At 64.0% G+C, this 15024-nt stretch carries 17 protein-coding genes; 3 read left to right on the top strand and 14 right to left on the bottom strand.

The genetic code is table 11. The features are described 5' to 3' along the window. Positions 1-39 precede the first annotated feature (39 nt). Positions 40-780: a glycine zipper 2TM domain-containing protein gene (locus BFD71_RS17175; protein WP_069265530.1), complete on the top strand. Its 741-nt coding sequence runs from the start codon at positions 40-42 to the stop codon at positions 778-780. Positions 781-870: 90 nt separating this feature from the next. Here the strand turns inward: BFD71_RS17175 and iscX are convergent, their stop codons facing one another. The 12 genes from iscX to BFD71_RS17115 form a co-directional block, all read right to left on the bottom strand. Further along, on the bottom strand, positions 871-1068 hold the full coding sequence (iscX, locus tag BFD71_RS17170) for a Fe-S cluster assembly protein IscX (RefSeq protein ID WP_028204168.1): 198 nt from the start codon (positions 1066-1068) through the stop codon (positions 871-873). A gap of 30 nt (positions 1069-1098) precedes the next feature. After that, on the bottom strand, positions 1099-1440 hold the full coding sequence (fdx, locus tag BFD71_RS17165; RefSeq protein WP_069265529.1) for an ISC system 2Fe-2S type ferredoxin: 342 nt from the start codon (positions 1438-1440) through the stop codon (positions 1099-1101). A 184-nt stretch (positions 1441-1624) separates the two neighbouring features. Further along, positions 1625-3496, bottom strand: coding sequence for a Fe-S protein assembly chaperone HscA (gene hscA, locus BFD71_RS17160; protein ID WP_069265528.1), 1872 nt, complete (start codon positions 3494-3496; stop codon positions 1625-1627). A gap of 64 nt (positions 3497-3560) precedes the next feature. Further along, positions 3561-4109, bottom strand: coding sequence for a Fe-S protein assembly co-chaperone HscB (gene hscB, locus BFD71_RS17155; protein ID WP_069265527.1), 549 nt, complete (start codon positions 4107-4109; stop codon positions 3561-3563). A gap of 106 nt (positions 4110-4215) precedes the next feature. Continuing rightward, positions 4216-4539 (bottom strand): iron-sulfur cluster assembly protein IscA, encoded by a 324-nt coding sequence (gene iscA / locus BFD71_RS17150; RefSeq protein ID WP_028210067.1) that lies wholly within the window; start codon positions 4537-4539, stop codon positions 4216-4218. A gap of 150 nt (positions 4540-4689) precedes the next feature. Further along, positions 4690-5094 carry a Fe-S cluster assembly scaffold IscU gene (gene iscU, locus BFD71_RS17145; protein ID WP_028216879.1) on the bottom strand — a complete coding sequence of 135 codons (405 nt, stop codon included), beginning with the start codon at positions 5092-5094 and terminating at the stop codon, positions 4690-4692. 109 nt (positions 5095-5203) lie between these two features. After that, positions 5204-6427 (bottom strand): IscS subfamily cysteine desulfurase, encoded by a 1224-nt coding sequence (locus tag BFD71_RS17140; RefSeq protein ID WP_069265526.1) that lies wholly within the window; start codon positions 6425-6427, stop codon positions 5204-5206. 78 nt (positions 6428-6505) lie between these two features. After that, positions 6506-7039, bottom strand: coding sequence for a Fe-S cluster assembly transcriptional regulator IscR (iscR, locus tag BFD71_RS17135; protein WP_069265525.1), 534 nt, complete (start codon positions 7037-7039; stop codon positions 6506-6508). Between the two features lie 155 nt (positions 7040-7194). Further along, positions 7195-7677, bottom strand: coding sequence for a low molecular weight protein-tyrosine-phosphatase (locus tag BFD71_RS17130; protein WP_069265524.1), 483 nt, complete (start codon positions 7675-7677; stop codon positions 7195-7197). Between the two features lie 107 nt (positions 7678-7784). After that, positions 7785-8015: a hypothetical protein gene (locus BFD71_RS17125; protein ID WP_069265523.1), complete on the bottom strand. Its 231-nt coding sequence runs from the start codon at positions 8013-8015 to the stop codon at positions 7785-7787. 159 nt (positions 8016-8174) lie between these two features. Next, on the bottom strand, positions 8175-9611 hold the full coding sequence (locus BFD71_RS17120; protein ID WP_069265522.1) for a lactate utilization protein B: 1437 nt from the start codon (positions 9609-9611) through the stop codon (positions 8175-8177). A gap of 102 nt (positions 9612-9713) precedes the next feature. Beyond that, the gene (locus tag BFD71_RS17115; RefSeq protein ID WP_069265521.1) at positions 9714-10436 is read right to left on the bottom strand and encodes a (Fe-S)-binding protein; all 723 of its coding nucleotides are present in this window, start codon (positions 10434-10436) and stop codon (positions 9714-9716) included. A 190-nt stretch (positions 10437-10626) separates the two neighbouring features. Between BFD71_RS17115 and BFD71_RS17110 the strand changes: the two genes are divergently transcribed. Beyond that, complete coding sequence (locus tag BFD71_RS17110; RefSeq protein ID WP_028210073.1) at positions 10627-11427, top strand: IclR family transcriptional regulator; 801 nt, start codon at positions 10627-10629, stop codon at positions 11425-11427. Positions 11428-11589: 162 nt separating this feature from the next. On the opposite strand, the gene pbpG is transcribed toward BFD71_RS17110, so the two are convergent. After that, complete coding sequence (gene pbpG, locus BFD71_RS17105) at positions 11590-12774, bottom strand: D-alanyl-D-alanine endopeptidase (protein ID WP_069265520.1); 1185 nt, start codon at positions 12772-12774, stop codon at positions 11590-11592. A 715-nt stretch (positions 12775-13489) separates the two neighbouring features. On the opposite strand from pbpG, the gene BFD71_RS17100 reads away from it, so the two are divergent. Next, on the top strand, positions 13490-14068 hold the full coding sequence (locus tag BFD71_RS17100; RefSeq protein ID WP_069265519.1) for a phasin family protein: 579 nt from the start codon (positions 13490-13492) through the stop codon (positions 14066-14068). A 230-nt stretch (positions 14069-14298) separates the two neighbouring features. Here BFD71_RS17100 and BFD71_RS17095 read toward each other — a convergent pair. Beyond that, the coding region (locus BFD71_RS17095; RefSeq protein WP_141710706.1) for a dihydrolipoyl dehydrogenase family protein at positions 14299-15024 on the bottom strand (726 nt) is incomplete at its 5' end.

Here is a 15024-nt window from a genome sequence, read left to right as displayed (position 1 = left end):
CTTACAAGAGAGCCAACTCTGCCAAAGACGGAGCCTGTCATGAACACAACCGATCCGACCACACCGAAACGCCGCCTCCATCCGCTGATAGCAACCGCGGCGGCAGCCGTCATCGTCGCGAGCCTTGCGGCCACAGCGGCCATCACCGGCGTTTTCCCGAAAGCTTCCAGCACCGCCGAACAGAGCGCCCAGGTTCAGACGGGTCAGACGGCCATGACGGCTTCACAGCCGCAGGTGGTCGACTCGACGAAGCCGGTGCAGGCCTCGCAGTATGCGCAGAACGGGCAGAATGCGCCCGCCGAGCCGCAAGAGGCGCCGGCACAGCCTGAACAGCAGGCGGCCGTGCCCGTCGCCCCGGCGCAGCAGCAGTATGGTCAGCAGCCTGTCCAGCCGGCGCAACCTGCGCAGCAGCAATACGCCCAGGAAGCGCCGCCGGCCCACCCCGCTTGTTCGACTTGTGGCACGGTCGTCGCGATTTCCGAGGTCAAGCATGAAGGCCACGGCACCGGTATCGGCGCAGTCGGCGGCGCGGTAGCCGGTGGCGTGGTCGGCAACCAGTTCGGCTCGGGTAACGGCCGTACGGCCATGACGCTGCTCGGCGCACTGGGTGGCGGCTTCGCCGGCAACTCGGTCGAAAAACACCTGCGCAGCACGACCAGTTATTCGGTGCGCGTGCGCATGGAGAACGGCAAGATGCGCTACTTCACGTATCACGAAGCGCCGCCGTTCCAGCAAGGCGAGCGCGTGCGTGTGGAGAACGGCACGCTGGTCGCGGGATGATTGCACTCACGCTGGCCGCGCAATAAAAAAGGCGATTTGCCGCACTGGCAAATCGCCTTTTTCTCGTCTGCCTGCCGGGCGTACCGGGAATCAGTAGTCCGCGTCTTCGATCCACGCGGCCTGGATCGCTTCGAGAATCTTCTCGTTCGAGCGCTCGGGGTCGTCGTCGAAACCGTCGAGCTGGGTGATCCAGCGGTGCAGATCGGTGAAGCGCACGTACTGCGGATCCACTTCGGGATGGGTGTCCGTCAAGGCCATCGCGATGTCCTGCGTATCGGTCCATTTCATGGCTGCGCGCTCCTCCTGGTGTTCAGTGGCTCAGTGGTTTTCTTTCGCGTGGTTGATCGAGTAACGCGGAATCTCGACCACCAGGTCGTCGTTCTCCGGCACGATGGCCTGACACGACAGCCGCGACGTCGGCTCGAGGCCCCACGCCTTGTCGAGGAGATCGTCTTCGTCTTCCTCTGAAGGCACGAGCGCATCGAAACCTTCGCGCACGATCACGTGGCAGGTCGTGCAGGCGCACGACTTTTCGCATGCGTGCTCGATTTCGATACCGTGTTCGAGCAGCGCGTCGCACACGCTCTCACCCGGTTTGGCGTCGATGACCGCGCCTTCAGGGCACAGTTCGACATGGGGCAGCACCACGATTTGAGGCATTGTGATTTCCGTATCCAATAACTTTCATATCGGGCGCATGCCCCGCCTCCGACGGCGGCATGTGCCCATTCTACTGTCGGTGCGCGCTCAGCCACATCGGGAAAGCACGCACGCGTGCGCCGTTTGCTAACGACGCATTCGCCTTTAAGCTGTTGAGGCTGTAGGCCCGTTCCTGGCCGAGCTTTTAGCCGATCTCGTCGAGCTTCTTGCCCGCCAGCGCGCGCTTGATGCCCTTGTCCATCCGGCGCGCGGCAAACTCGTCGGTGCCTTCGGACAATGCCTTGGTGGCGGCTTCGATCGCACCCGCGTCCTCGCCCTGTGCGACTTGCGCGAGCGCGGCGATCAAAGCGTCCACTTGCGCGCGCTCGGCTTCGTCGAGCAATTCGCCATCGGCGCCCAAAGCGGCGTTCGTCGCTTCGATGATGCGTTGCGCCTCGACCTGTGCCTCGCGCAGCGCGCGGGCGCGCATGTCGACTTCGGCGGTCTTGAAGCTGTCTTCGAGCATGCGGGCCACGTCGTCGTCGGCAAGGCCGTACGACGGCTTCACCACCACCGAGGCTTCCACGCCAGAGATCTGCTCGCGCGCGAACACGGACAAGAGACCGTCCGCATCCACCTGGTAAGTCACGCGAATGCGCGCCGCGCCCGCCGCCATCGGCGGAATGCCGCGCAGCTCGAAACGGGCGAGCGAGCGGCAGTCGGCGACGAGCTCGCGCTCGCCCTGCACGACGTGAATCGCCATGGCCGTCTGGCCGTCCTTGAAGGTCGTGAAGTCCTGCGCACGCGCGACCGGAATGGTCGAATTGCGCGGGATGATCTTCTCGACGAGGCCACCCATCGTCTCCACGCCGAGCGACAGCGGAATGACGTCGAGCAGCAGCCAGTCGTCTTCGCCGCCGCGGTTGCCCGCCAGCAGGTCGGCCTGGATCGCCGCGCCCAGCGCGACGACCTGATCGGGGTCCAGATTCGTGAGCGGCGCCTGGCCGAAGTGCTGCTCCACGGCGCGGCGAATCACGGGCATGCGCGTCGCGCCGCCGACCAGCACCACGCCCTTCACGTCCTTCGCGGCCACCTTCGCGTCGCGCAGCGCCTTCTTCGTCGGCGTGAGCGTGCGCTGCACGAGCGCTTGCGTGAGCGCTTCGAAGCGCGGCTCGTCGATCGTCAGCGCGATCTGCCGGCCGCTCGACAGCGTCGCCTCGATGCGCGCGTCGGGCGCCGACGAGAGCGCTTCCTTCGCATCGCGCACGCGGTCGAGCAACAGACGCACGTCTTCGGGCGCGAGCGCCGCGCGCTCGATGCCGGACTGCTCCAGCGCCCAGGCAAAGAGCGCATGGTCGAAATCGTCGCCGCCGAGCGCCGAATCGCCGCCGGCCGCCAGCACTTCGAACACGCCCTTCGTGAGCTTGAGGATCGACAGGTCGAAGGTGCCGCCGCCGAGGTCGTAGACCGCGTAGAGGCCTTCGGCGCCGTTGTCGAGCCCGTACGCGATCGCCGCCGCGGTCGGCTCGTTGAGCAGACGCAGCACGTTCAGGCCGGCGAGACGCGCGGCGTCCTTGGTCGCCTGGCGCTGCGCTTCGTCGAAATACGCCGGCACCGTGATGACGGCGCCGACGAGTTCGTCGCCGAGCGTGTCTTCGGCGCGCTGGCGCAGCGTCGCGAGAATTTCCGCCGAGACTTCGACGGGGCTCTTCACGCCGTCGATCGTCTGGATTTGCACCATGCCCGGCGCGTCGACGAAGTCGTACGGCGCGTTGGCCGCGCCTTCGACCTCGGACTTGCCGCGGCCCATGAAGCGCTTGACCGACACGATCGTGTTACGCGGGTCGGTCGCGGCTTGCGCCTTCGCCGTGCGGCCGATGCGGCGGCCGCCGTTCGCGAGATAGCGCACGACGGAGGGCAACAGCACGTGCCCGTCTTCGTCGGGCAGCACGTCGGGCACGCCGCTGCGCACCGCGGCGACCAGCGAGTTCGTCGTGCCGAGGTCGATGCCGACGGCGAGTCGCCGCTGATGCGGCGCCGGCGCCATGCCGGGTTCGGAGATTTGCAGTAAGGCCATCTGTGTGATCTGCTTTTTAACCTGATGGGCGCCAGGCGCCCGATATGCGTTTGCGCGCCCGGTTTCAGCCTTCGAGCCGCGCGATCTGCAAGTCGATTTCGCCCGCCACGCGCTCGATGAACATGAGCTGGCGCACGGCCTCGGCTGCGGGCTGATTCGAGCCGCTGTCGAGCAGCGCCGCGAGCTTCGTGAAGCGCACGCGTTCGTCGTCGCGCAGCTCGCCCGCGAGTGCATCGAGCGCATCGATGTTCTTCGCGCCGACCGCGTCTTCGATCGCCTCGCGCCACTCCATCTGCTGCATGAGGAACGCAGGCTCCATCGCTGTGTTGTTCTCCGCGCCAACGTCGATGCCGCGCAGATGCAGCAGATACTTCGCGCGCTTGAGCGGATCGCGCAGCGTCTGATACGCCTCGTTCGTACGCGTGGCCCATTGCATGGCGATGCGCTTTTGCGCTTCTCCGGCCGCGGCGAAGCGGTCGGGATGCACCTGCGCCTGCACCGTGCGGTAGGCATGGTCGAGCGCGTTCGCATCGATCGCGAACTGCTCGGGCAGGCCGAACAGCACGAAGTGGCTGTCGGAGAGCGACCGGGAAGGCGTGGAAGGCGTGTTCATCGGCTGGAACGTTCTTGTGGAGCTGTGAAGGGCTGAGAGGGCCAACCAGCGGGCCGTCAAAATCAAAAAGGCGGCACAGGCCGCCTTTTCACCGCTCGACGCGGGCTCAAACGCGGAAGGACTCGCCGCAGCCGCACTCGTCCTTCACGTTCGGGTTGTTGAACCGGAAGCCCTCGTTCAGGCCTTCACGCACGAAGTCGAGCTGCGTGCCGTCGATATAGGCGAGACTCTTCGGGTCGACGATGACCTTCACGCCGTGGCTCTCGAAGACGTTGTCCTCGGGCGCGAGTTCGTCGACGTACTCGAGCTTGTACGCGAGGCCCGAGCAGCCCGTGGTGCGCACGCCAAGACGCAGGCCCACGCCCTTGCCGCGACGGGTCAGGTACTTTTGCACGTGCTGTGCCGCTTTTTCAGTCAACGTAATTGCCATAGCATCTTCGCCGCGCCTCGCGCCGCCAGTTGGGCTTTTGCCTTCCCTCGCGTCGCGACGCAACCCTGCTGCATCCAGAATCGTTAGTCCAGAGCACCGAACTTTCCGGTCCGGCGCCGTCCTGCATCTACTACGCCGCAGCGCTGCGCTTTACGCCGCGTCGGCCTTCGCTTCGGTCGTGTGACGCTGGCGATAGTCGGCAACCGCTGCCTTGATCGCGTCTTCCGCGAGAATCGAGCAGTGGATCTTCACCGGCGGCAGCGCCAGTTCTTCGGCGATCTGCGTGTTCTTGATGTCGAGCGCCTGGTCGAGCGTCTTGCCCTTCACCCACTCGGTCACGAGCGAACTCGACGCGATCGCCGAGCCGCAGCCGTAGGTCTTGAACTTCGCGTCTTCGATCACGCCGTCCGCGCCCACGCGGATCTGCAGCTTCATCACGTCGCCGCACGCCGGCGCGCCGACCATACCGGTGCCCACTGCGTCGTCGTCCTTGGCGAACGAGCCGACGTTACGCGGGTTTTCGTAGTGGTCCAGAACCTTGTCGCTATATGCCATGATCACACTCCTTCAATTCGTGTTTGCCGCGCTGCACGCAGTTGACTGATAGTTGACTGCTCTTGCGCTGCGGCCGGGTCGTTGTTCGCTGCTGACTTCGCCGCCTGGCTCAGTGCGCTGCCCACTGGATGGTCGACAGATCGATGCCGTCCTGATGCATTTCCCACAGCGGCGAAAGCTCGCGCAGCTTGGCGATCTTCGTCTTCAGCAGGTTGATCACGTAATCCACGTCCTGCTCCGTCGTGAAGCGGCCCACCGTGAAGCGGATCGAGCTGTGCGCCAGTTCGTCGTTGCGGCCGAGCGCGCGCAGCACGTACGACGGCTCGAGCGATGCGGACGTGCACGCCGAACCCGACGACACCGCCACGTCCTTCACCGCCATGATCAGCGACTCGCCTTCGACGAAGTTGAAGCTGATGTTCAGGTTGTGCGGGACACGCTGTTCCATGTCGCCGTTCACGTAGGTTTCTTCGATTTCCTTCAGGCCGCGCAGGAGCTTGTCGCGCAGCATGCGCACGCGCTCGTTTTCCGTGGCCATCTCTTCACGCGCGATGCGGAAGGCTTCGCCCATGCCGACGATCTGGTGCGTGGCCAGCGTGCCCGAGCGCATGCCGCGCTCGTGGCCGCCGCCGTGCATCTGCGCTTCGATGCGCACGCGCGGCTTGCGGCGCACGTACAGCGCGCCGATGCCCTTCGGGCCGTAGGTCTTGTGCGCCGAGAACGACATCAGGTCGACCTTGAGCTTTTGCAGGTCGATGGGCGCCTTGCCCGTCGATTGCGCAGCGTCGACGTGGAAAATGATGCCTTTCTCCCGGCAGATTTCGCCGATCGTCGCGATGTCCTGGATCACGCCGATCTCGTTGTTCACGTGCATGACGGAAACGAGGATCGTGTCGGGGCGCAGTGCGGCCTTGAACGCTTCGAGGTCGATCAGGCCGTCGTCCTTGACGTCCAGATACGTGACTTCGTAGCCTTCGCGCTCGAGCTCGCGGCAGGTGTCGAGCACGGCCTTGTGCTCGGTCTTCACCGTGATGATGTGCTTGCCCTTGCTCTTGTAGAAGTGCGCGGCACCCTTGATCGCGAGGTTGTCCGATTCGGTCGCGCCGGAGGTCCAGATGATTTCGCGCGGGTCGGCGTTGACGAGCGCGGCGACCTGCTCGCGCGCCTCTTCGACGGCGCGCTCGGCATCCCAGCCATAGGCGTGGCTGCGCGACGCCGGATTGCCGAACTGCTCGCGCAGATACGGAATCATCTTGTCCACCACGCGCGGGTCGACGGGGGTCGTCGCGCTGTAGTCCATGTAAATGGGCAGGTGGGGAATGTCGTTATTCATCTATCGCTCCGGGGAATCTTGTGTGCTGCGCTGTACTGTGTATTGCCAACTGCGGCTTTCTGGCGGCGCTCGAAGGACTTACGAGCCCGCCATGTTGAAGATCGAGTTCGGACCCAGCGGCATCGCCCTGACCGGCTCCACCGCCGGCGCCTCGGTGCGGCGATCGCGCAGGACGGCGGGCGCGGCGCCTTCGCGGGCGCGCTGCTTGTCCACCAGATCCTTGAGCGACACCGAATCGAGGTACTCGACCATTTTCTGGTTCAGCGTCGACCAGAGTTCGTGCGTCATGCAGTGGCCGTCGTGCTGCTTGGTGCCCTCGCAGGCGCCCTTGCCGCCGCACTGGGTGGCGTCGAGCGGCTCGTCCACGGCGATGATGATGTCCGCGACCGTGACGTCCTCCGCGCGGCGCGCGAGGTTGTACCCGCCGCCCGGCCCACGGACCGATTCGACGATTTCATGACGGCGCAGCTTGCCGAACAGCTGTTCGAGGTACGACAGCGAGATGTGCTGCCGCTGGCTGATACCCGCAAGCGTCACCGGGCCCTGCTCCTGGCGCAGTGCCAGGTCAATCATCGCCGTGACGGCGAAACGGCCTTTGGTGGTGAGTCTCATGATGTATGGGAACCGCAATTCTCGACAATTTTCGTCAAGTATAAATACATGACTAGTTTAGTCAAGTATCAACGTCGCGATCTGGGTTATTAGGTGCGCAGCGAATCGCAAAAAATGGCGCGATTTCCACGTTCGGCGGATTCGCGCCGCTCATCTCAATCCGCCAGTTGCGGACGCAAGGCGGCGAGCAGGCCCGCGCAGGCGGCCTCGCATTGATCGAGCACCATTTCGAAGCCCGCGTCGCCGCCGAAATAGGGATCGACCACCACGCGCGTTTCCGCCTGCGGCGCGAATTCCATCAGCAGGCGGATCTTGTCGCGCTCGCTCGCCGGGCAGACGCCCTGAAGCGCGGTGACGTTGGCGTCGTCCATCGCCACGATCAGGTCGAAACGGCGAAAATCGTCGGCGGCGATCTGCCTGGCGCGCAACGCCGCGAGCGCGTAGCCGCGCAGACCGCCCGCGCGCTGGGCGCGCTCGTCCGGCGCCTCGCCGATATGCCAGTCACCCGTGCCTGCCGAATCGATCTCGACGCGCCCGGCCAGCCCCGCCTCGTCGACGAGACGCAGCATCACGGCCTCGGCCGTGGGCGAGCGGCAGATATTGCCAAGACAAACGAAGCAGACGGAAACCTTTTTCATTCGTGGGGGCTGGGCAGCGAGAGGCGTTCAGCGCGCGACGGCGAATCTCAAATTATACAAAGCGCACGAGGTACGCGCTGCGCGGCGCGTTGGCGCCAGCGCGATCCTCAGATCGCGTTCGAGCGCGGCAGCGTTGCGATGCCGTTCATCGCCTTCACCGGCGTCTTGCCTTCGCTGCCCACGAGACCATAAGACACGGCGCGCGCGAGTTCTGCCGTAACCTGATCGGCGGCGAGCGGCATTTGCTGCTCGGCGGTCTTCCATGCATGGATCCATGCGATCACCGCGAGCGGCACGATCAGCGCCAGCGGCCAGTACACCGTTATTTTCTTTCTCATGATGCGACTCTCTATCGACTGTGAAGCGACAGGTGCGGACGCACTATCGCCAGTCGAGATGATATAGAGAGTCGCAATCAGGAAAAACCCGGTCCGGACGAACACACTGTTGCGCCAGCTTAAATAGTCGGCAACCTGGACTTGACCGATCTGGGAGTGTCAGGCCTGTTCGGGGCGCCTTGTCGTGTCCAGATGCGTGTGCCGTGCCGCGTACAACTCGCGAAACGTGCGCCCGACCGGTGCGGGCATGTCGCGCCCGTTGGTCCAGCCGCGCGCGAATGGCAGCTTTCGAATGAGCCTTGTCTGCCCGCCCATGCGCTCGAGTATCCGCACCTCGAGTTTGGTGAGCAGCGCGTACGCGGTTGGGTGTAGCGCGAGCCAGCCCCAGGCTGCCAGCGCCGCACGCTCGCGCCACGGACGCAGATGCCGCTCCGTCTGCTTCTCGCGCAGTTTGCGCAGCAGGTCCGAAAGCGGGATGCCCACCGGGCAGACGCTATTGCATTCGCCACACAGCGTAGCGGCCTGCGGCAGATCGAGTGTCTTTTCGATGCCGACGTAGCCTGGCGTGAGCACAGAGCCCATCGGACCGGGGTAGACCCAGCCATACGCGTGGCCGCCCACCTTCTGATAGACCGGGCAGTGGTTCATACACGCCCCGCAACGGATGCAGCGCAGCATCTCCTGAAATTCGCCGCCGATCAGGCCGGTGCGGCCGCCGTCCACGAGCACGACGTACATGTGCTCGGGGCCGTCCTGGTCCTCGGGTCCACGCGGGCCCGTGAGAACCGAGAAGTAGTTCGACGTGGCCTGCCCCGTTGCCGAACGCGGCAACAGACGCATCGCGGTGGCGAGGTCTTCGAGCGTAGGCAGCACCTTCTCGATGCCCGTCACCGCCACATGCACGCGCGGCATCACGGTGCACATGCCCTCGTTGCCCTCGTTGGTGACCAGCACGACCGAGCCGGTTTCCGCGACGAGGAAGTTGCCGCCCGTCACGCCCATGTCCGCCGAAAGAAAATGCGGGCGCAGGACTTCGCGCGCCTCGCGGGTCATGTCGGGAATTTCGGTCAGGCGCGGCTTGTCGTGCGTCTTCGCGAAGAGATCGGCGATCTCGTCCTTGTCCTTGTGGACGACGGGCGCAATGATGTGGCTCGGCGGCTCGTTGTCGTTGATCTGCAGGATGTACTCGCCCAGATCGGTCTCGATGGACTGCACACCCATCTCCGCGAGCACCGTATTGAGCCGCATCTCCTCCGAGACCATCGACTTGGTCTTGATGACCTTGCGCACGTCGTGGCGCCGCGCGATGTCCGCGACCAGCTTAGCCGCATCTTGCGCCGTTTCCGCGTACAGGACGGTCACGCCGCGCCGCGTCGCCTCGGTCTCGAACTGCTCGAGCCAAACGTCGAGATTTTCGAGTGCACGGTTGCGCCGCGCCTTGAGTGCCGCGCGCGTGGCGGGGAAATCGATCGCGGTGATCGCCTCGGCGCGCGCCGAGACGAACTTGGTCGAGAGCTTCTTGAGGTTGTGCTGCAGACGCTGATCGGCCAGCTTCTGACCGGCGCGCGCCTTGAACTGCATCGATTGGACTTGCATGGCGTGAGGGCGAGGTTGAGCGATGTTCGGCGAGGTCTGGGGCTAAGTATTGCGTCTAGATGCACATGCCGTGCGAAACGAGCGGCGGCAGCCGGCGGTGCATCACACGTCGCCGGCCAGTACTTGCGCAATGTGCAGCACGCACGTGGCGGTGTCGCCGGTGCGGCGCAAACGCCCTTCGATATTCAACATGCAGCCGAGATCGCCGAGCACCACCGCGCCCGTGCCGCTCGCCTGAACATTCGCGCATTTCTCGTCTGCAATGGCCGTCGAGATGTCGCCATACTTCACCGCAAAGGTGCCGCCGAAGCCGCAGCAGTGCTCGCAGTCCTTCATCTCGCGCACTTCGATGCCGCGCTGGGCGAGCAGCGCGCGCGGCTGCGCCTTGACCCCAAGTTCACGCAGCCCCGAACACGAGTCGTGATACGTCACCGGCCCGCTGAACTCCCCTTGCGGCAGCGTGATCTTTGCGACGTTCACGAGGAAATCCGTGAGTTCGTAGACGCGCTCGCGCAACTTGCCATAGCGCGCCATCAATTCCGGGTCGTCGCGAAACAGATCGCCGTAGTGCACGCGGATCATCCCGCCGCACGAACCCGAAGGGACGACGAGATAGTCGAACTGCTCGAATTCGCGCAGCGTCTTTTCCGCGAGATCGCGCGCAATGGCGCGCTCGCCGGAGTTGTAGGCCGGCTGGCCGCAGCAGGTTTGCGCGGACGGCACGACCACTTCATAGCCCGCCTCTTCGAGCAATTTGAGCGTCGAAAAACCAATTTCCGGACGCATCGTGTCGATGAGGCAGGTGACGAACAAACCGACTCGCATGGGGACTCCTCGTGAAAACCGTCCCCGATTATCCGCTGTTTCGCCGCCGGGACCAACGCCGGTCGGCATCGCCCACGCCGGCCGCCCGCGATGCCGCAGTGCAGCGCGAGCCTTGGTCCTGGCGCTTACTTTTTTCACGATACGAGATACAATGCATTTTCCGCCTCACGCGTCAAACGAATCTGAACTCATGAGCGACACCCATCCAGATCCGAAGACCTCGATTCAGGTGATCGAGCGCATGATGCGCCTGCTGGACGCGCTGGCCGCGCACAGCGACCCTGTCAGCCTGAAGGAGCTTGCGCAGCGCACCGAACTGCATCCTTCGACTGCGCACCGCATCCTGAACGATATGGTGAGTTGCCGTCTCGTCGACCGCTCCGATCCCGGCACTTACCGGCTCGGCATGCGGTTGCTCGAACTCGGCAACCTCGTGAAAGCGCGGCTTTCGGTACGTGACGCGGCGCTTACGCCGATGCGCGAACTGCACCGTCTCACGGGTCAGACCGTCAACCTCTCCGTGCGTCAGGGCGACGAGATCGTCTATATCGAACGCGCCTATTCGGAGCGTTCAGGCATGCAGGTGGTACGCGCCATTGGCGGCCGGGCTCCGCTGCACCTCACTTCGGTCGGCAAGCTCTTTCTTGCCGCCGACGAAGCGAACCGCGTGCGCGCGTACGCCACACGCACCGGCCTGTCGGGCCACACGCGCAACAGCATTACCGACCTCGGACGCCTCGAGCGCGAACTCGCTCACGTACGCCAGCAATTCTGCGCACGTGATAACGAAGAGCTCGAACTGGGCGTGCGCTGCATCGCTGCCGGCATCTACGACGACACCGGCAAGCTGGTGGCAGGTCTTTCGCTCTCGGCGCCCGCGGATCGCCTGCAGGATTCGTGGCTCGGCCAGTTGAGCAAGACGGCGCTGACGATTTCAGAGTCGCTCGGCTATCACCCGGAGCCTGCTGAAGGCAACGCGCAGCCCGCCTGAAGGCAGGGCGCAGCAGAATCGGGAAGAGCGCAGGCGTGCCCTCCGCTTTTTTTTGGCTTGCTGCCTGACTTACGGATCGAAATCGGACGAACGGCACGCACCAGAAAGCAAAACGCCCCGCAGTTGCGGGGCGTTTGTCGGGTAAGTCCGAAAAGGCGGAGATCAGGTCCCAGCGCCGCCTGCGTCGGCGCTCGTAATGCGCGGCTGCTGGTCGGCGCCGCCATTGTCGAGCCACGTGCGCACGCGCGTTGCATCCGCGAAGCGCGAGTACTTGCCGCTCGAATCGAGCAGGACCATGATCACCGGACGGTTGTGAATCGTCGTCTGCATGACGAGGCACTCACCCGCTTCGTTGATGAAGCCCGTCTTCTGCAGGCCGATGTCCCACGATGCATTGCGCACCAGCGCATTCGTGCTGTTGTAGGCAAGATTGCGCTTGCCCGTGAACACGTCGTAGCTGCGATCGGTCGAGAACTGGCGAATCATCGGGTACTGGTACGCCGCGTTCACCATCTTCACGAGGTCACGCGCGGTCGAGACGTTGCGGCTCGTAAGCCCCGTCGAATTCTCGAAGTGCGTATCGGTCATGCCGAGTTGCTTCGCCTTCGCGTTCATTGCCGCGATGAATGCCGGACGACCGCCCGGGTAATAGCGCGAGAGAGCCGCTGCCGCGCGGTTTTCCGACGCCATCAGCGCGATATGCAGCATGTCCTCGCGCGAGAGCACCGAGCCCACCGAAAGACGCGAGCCCGTGTTCTTCTCGTAGTCGCGGTCTTCGTCCGTGACTTCGATCGGTTCCGAGAGCGACGCCTTCGAGTCGAGCACGACCATCGCGGTCATGAGCTTCGAGATCGAGGCGATCGGCACGACGGCGTGCGAGTTCTTGTCGAACAGCGGCTCGAGGGTGTTCTGGTCGACCACGTACCCCACGCCCGAGCGCAGCATCAGCGAGTCGGGCGAATCGTGCAAACCGAACGCCTGACCGACGCTCGGCTGGCGCGGTTCGAACGCGACACGGCGCACCGCCGAGTGGTGGCGACCGTTCATCGTATAAGTGACGCGGCGTTTCCTGGCCACCGGACGCGCATCGTCTTCCTTGGCGGCGACGGTACGGGTTGCGCCCGCCTTCTTGCTGGCCCTGGCCGTTTCCGGCTCGGCCTTCGCAACCTTCTTGCTGGCTTTATTCACCTTGGCCGTTTTGGCCGGTGCAGCGTCTTGCGACGCAGCAAAGGCGCCCTCAGGCGCCACGAGCGTCGCACCGATCGCGACGGATACAGCAACCGACAATGCGGTGCTGATAACCGACGACGGCATCAGTGAGAACGACAGGAGCTTGTCGGATTTCATTGGTGTTCTTGATGGAGCGGCGGGATCGTTCGCCAAGTGTAGTAAAACCACGAAAAATTCGCAAATTGAAGCACTTATAGGCGCTCATTAAACCGAAGTATGACCTTCGATTGAGCAGGCCAATGCACTTCCCGCATTCGATGGAGTCAGACAATTGCCAAGCCACTCCTCTCGCCGCGACGCCGCTTGCTGAAAACGTTTGCGGCAGACGCAAAATGCGCTTGCTGCGTTAACGGCGTTCGTCGTAGGAACTTGAACTGAGGAAAAAAACAGGTGAGATTTGTCTGACTACCAGTGCCGCCGTGCCGCGCGACGCGCGTTCGACCGCAATGGATCATTAACGTTCCATCCAGGAATTCGGTGGACGCACCCAGGTGAAATCCTATAGGCGCTGTCACGCGATCCATGCCGCATCTTGCCAGAACCCGCCTTTGCGCGCTTGCCCCACCCTTCGCGCAGCCTCCTCCAACTCGCGGCGAACCCCGCGCAACGGGGCATTGGCGCGTTGTCGCGGTTGCGCCATGCGTGGGGCATAAGTGATTGTTTAATAATAAATTATCGACATTGTGCGACGCACCAAAAAGCCTTGACTTTCTTCTGGGGCATCCTAAAATCGAATCAATGTTGCGACGCACAAAGCGAGTGACAGAGCACCAGCGCCGTGCCACTTACTTCAGGCGACCCACGAAGGCCGCCGACATACAGGAGCGTAAACATGAGTCTGCTGACCCCTGAGCAATTCGCCGCTGCCCAGAAAGCCAACCTCGAAACGCTGTTCGGCCTCACCGGCAAGGCATTCGAAGGCGTGGAAAAGCTCGTCGAATTGAATCTTCAGGCCGTCCGCTCGAATCTGGCGGAATCGCAGGAACAGGCCCAGCGCGCACTGTCGGTGAAGGACGCGCAGGAATTCCTGGCCCTGCAAACGAGCTATGCCCAGCCGCTGACCGAAAAGCTGCTGTCGTACGGCCGTCATGTGTATGAAATCGCCTCGGCCACCCAGGCTGAGTTCGCGAAGGTCGCCGAAGCCCACTACGAAGAGCAGAACCGCAAGGTTCAATCGCTCGTCGACAACGTCGCGAAGAATGCGCCGGCCGGCTCGGAAACCGCAGTCGCCGTGATCAAGTCGGCCATCAACGCCGCCAACACGACCTACGAAACGGTCCACAAGGCGACGAAGCAAGCCGTGGAAATGGCGGAAAGCAACTTCAACGCCGCCACCGCTGCTGCGAGCAAGGCTGCGGCCCAGGCGTCGCGCTCGGCTGCCGCTTCGGCCTCGGCCAAGAAGACGGTCTGAAGGTTGTAGCTTGATCCGGTGCGTGCGCTGAAGCAGCGGCGCACCGGCGCCGGGCCTGAACGCTCCGGCATGCCGCCCGGCATGTCACTTACCCGGTCGCCGACCGGGAATCTTTTTTACGCTCCGGCGCCTCTCGTAGCACATACCGCAGGACCCAAAAGCAAACGGCGCACCCCTCACGGAGTGCGCCGTTTCTTCATGCGCGCCGCAACGAGCGGCGCGGCACGAACTTACTTCTTCTTCTGCGGCGGCAGGTCGGTACAAACGCCTTCGTACAGCTCGGCGGCCATGCCGATCGACTCGCCCAGCGTCGGGTGCGGGTGAATCGTCTTGCCGATGTCGGTCGCATCCGCGCCCATTTCCACCGCGAGGCAGACTTCGCTGATGAGGTCGCCCGCGTTCAGGCCGACGATGCCGCCGCCGATCACGCGATGCGTCTCTTCGTCGAAGATCAGCTTCGTGAAGCCTTCGTCGCGGCCGTTGGCGATCGCGCGGCCCGAAGCGGCCCACGGGAACACCGCCTTGCCGTACTTGATGCCTTCGGCCTTGCACTGGTCTTCGGTCTTGCCGGCCCACGCCACTTCCGGATCGGTGTAAGCTACCGAAGGAATCTGCAGCGCGTCGAAGTACGCCTTCTCGCCGTGCGCCGCTTCCGCCGCCACGTGGCCTTCATGCACGGCCTTGTGCGCGAGCATCGGCTGGCCGACCACGTCGCCGATCGCGAAGATGTGCGGCACGTTGGTGCGCATCTGCTTGTCGACTTCGATGAAGCCGCGATCCGTCACCGCTACGCCCGCCTTGTCCGCGCCGATCTTCTTGCCGTTGGGCGAGCGGCCCACGGCGACCAGCACGAGGTCGTAGCGTTGCGGCTCGGCCGGCGCCTTTTCGCCCTCGAACGACACATAGATGCCGTCGTCCTTCGCCTCGGCGTTCGTGGTTTTGGTCTTGAGCATGAC

It is taken from the genome of Paraburkholderia nodosa (genome assembly GCF_001718195.1).
Taxonomy (GTDB): Bacteria; Pseudomonadota; Gammaproteobacteria; order Burkholderiales; family Burkholderiaceae; genus Paraburkholderia; species Paraburkholderia nodosa_A.
The sequence above is the reverse complement of the archived record's forward strand: the minus strand, read 5'-3'. Positions and strand labels throughout refer to the sequence as shown.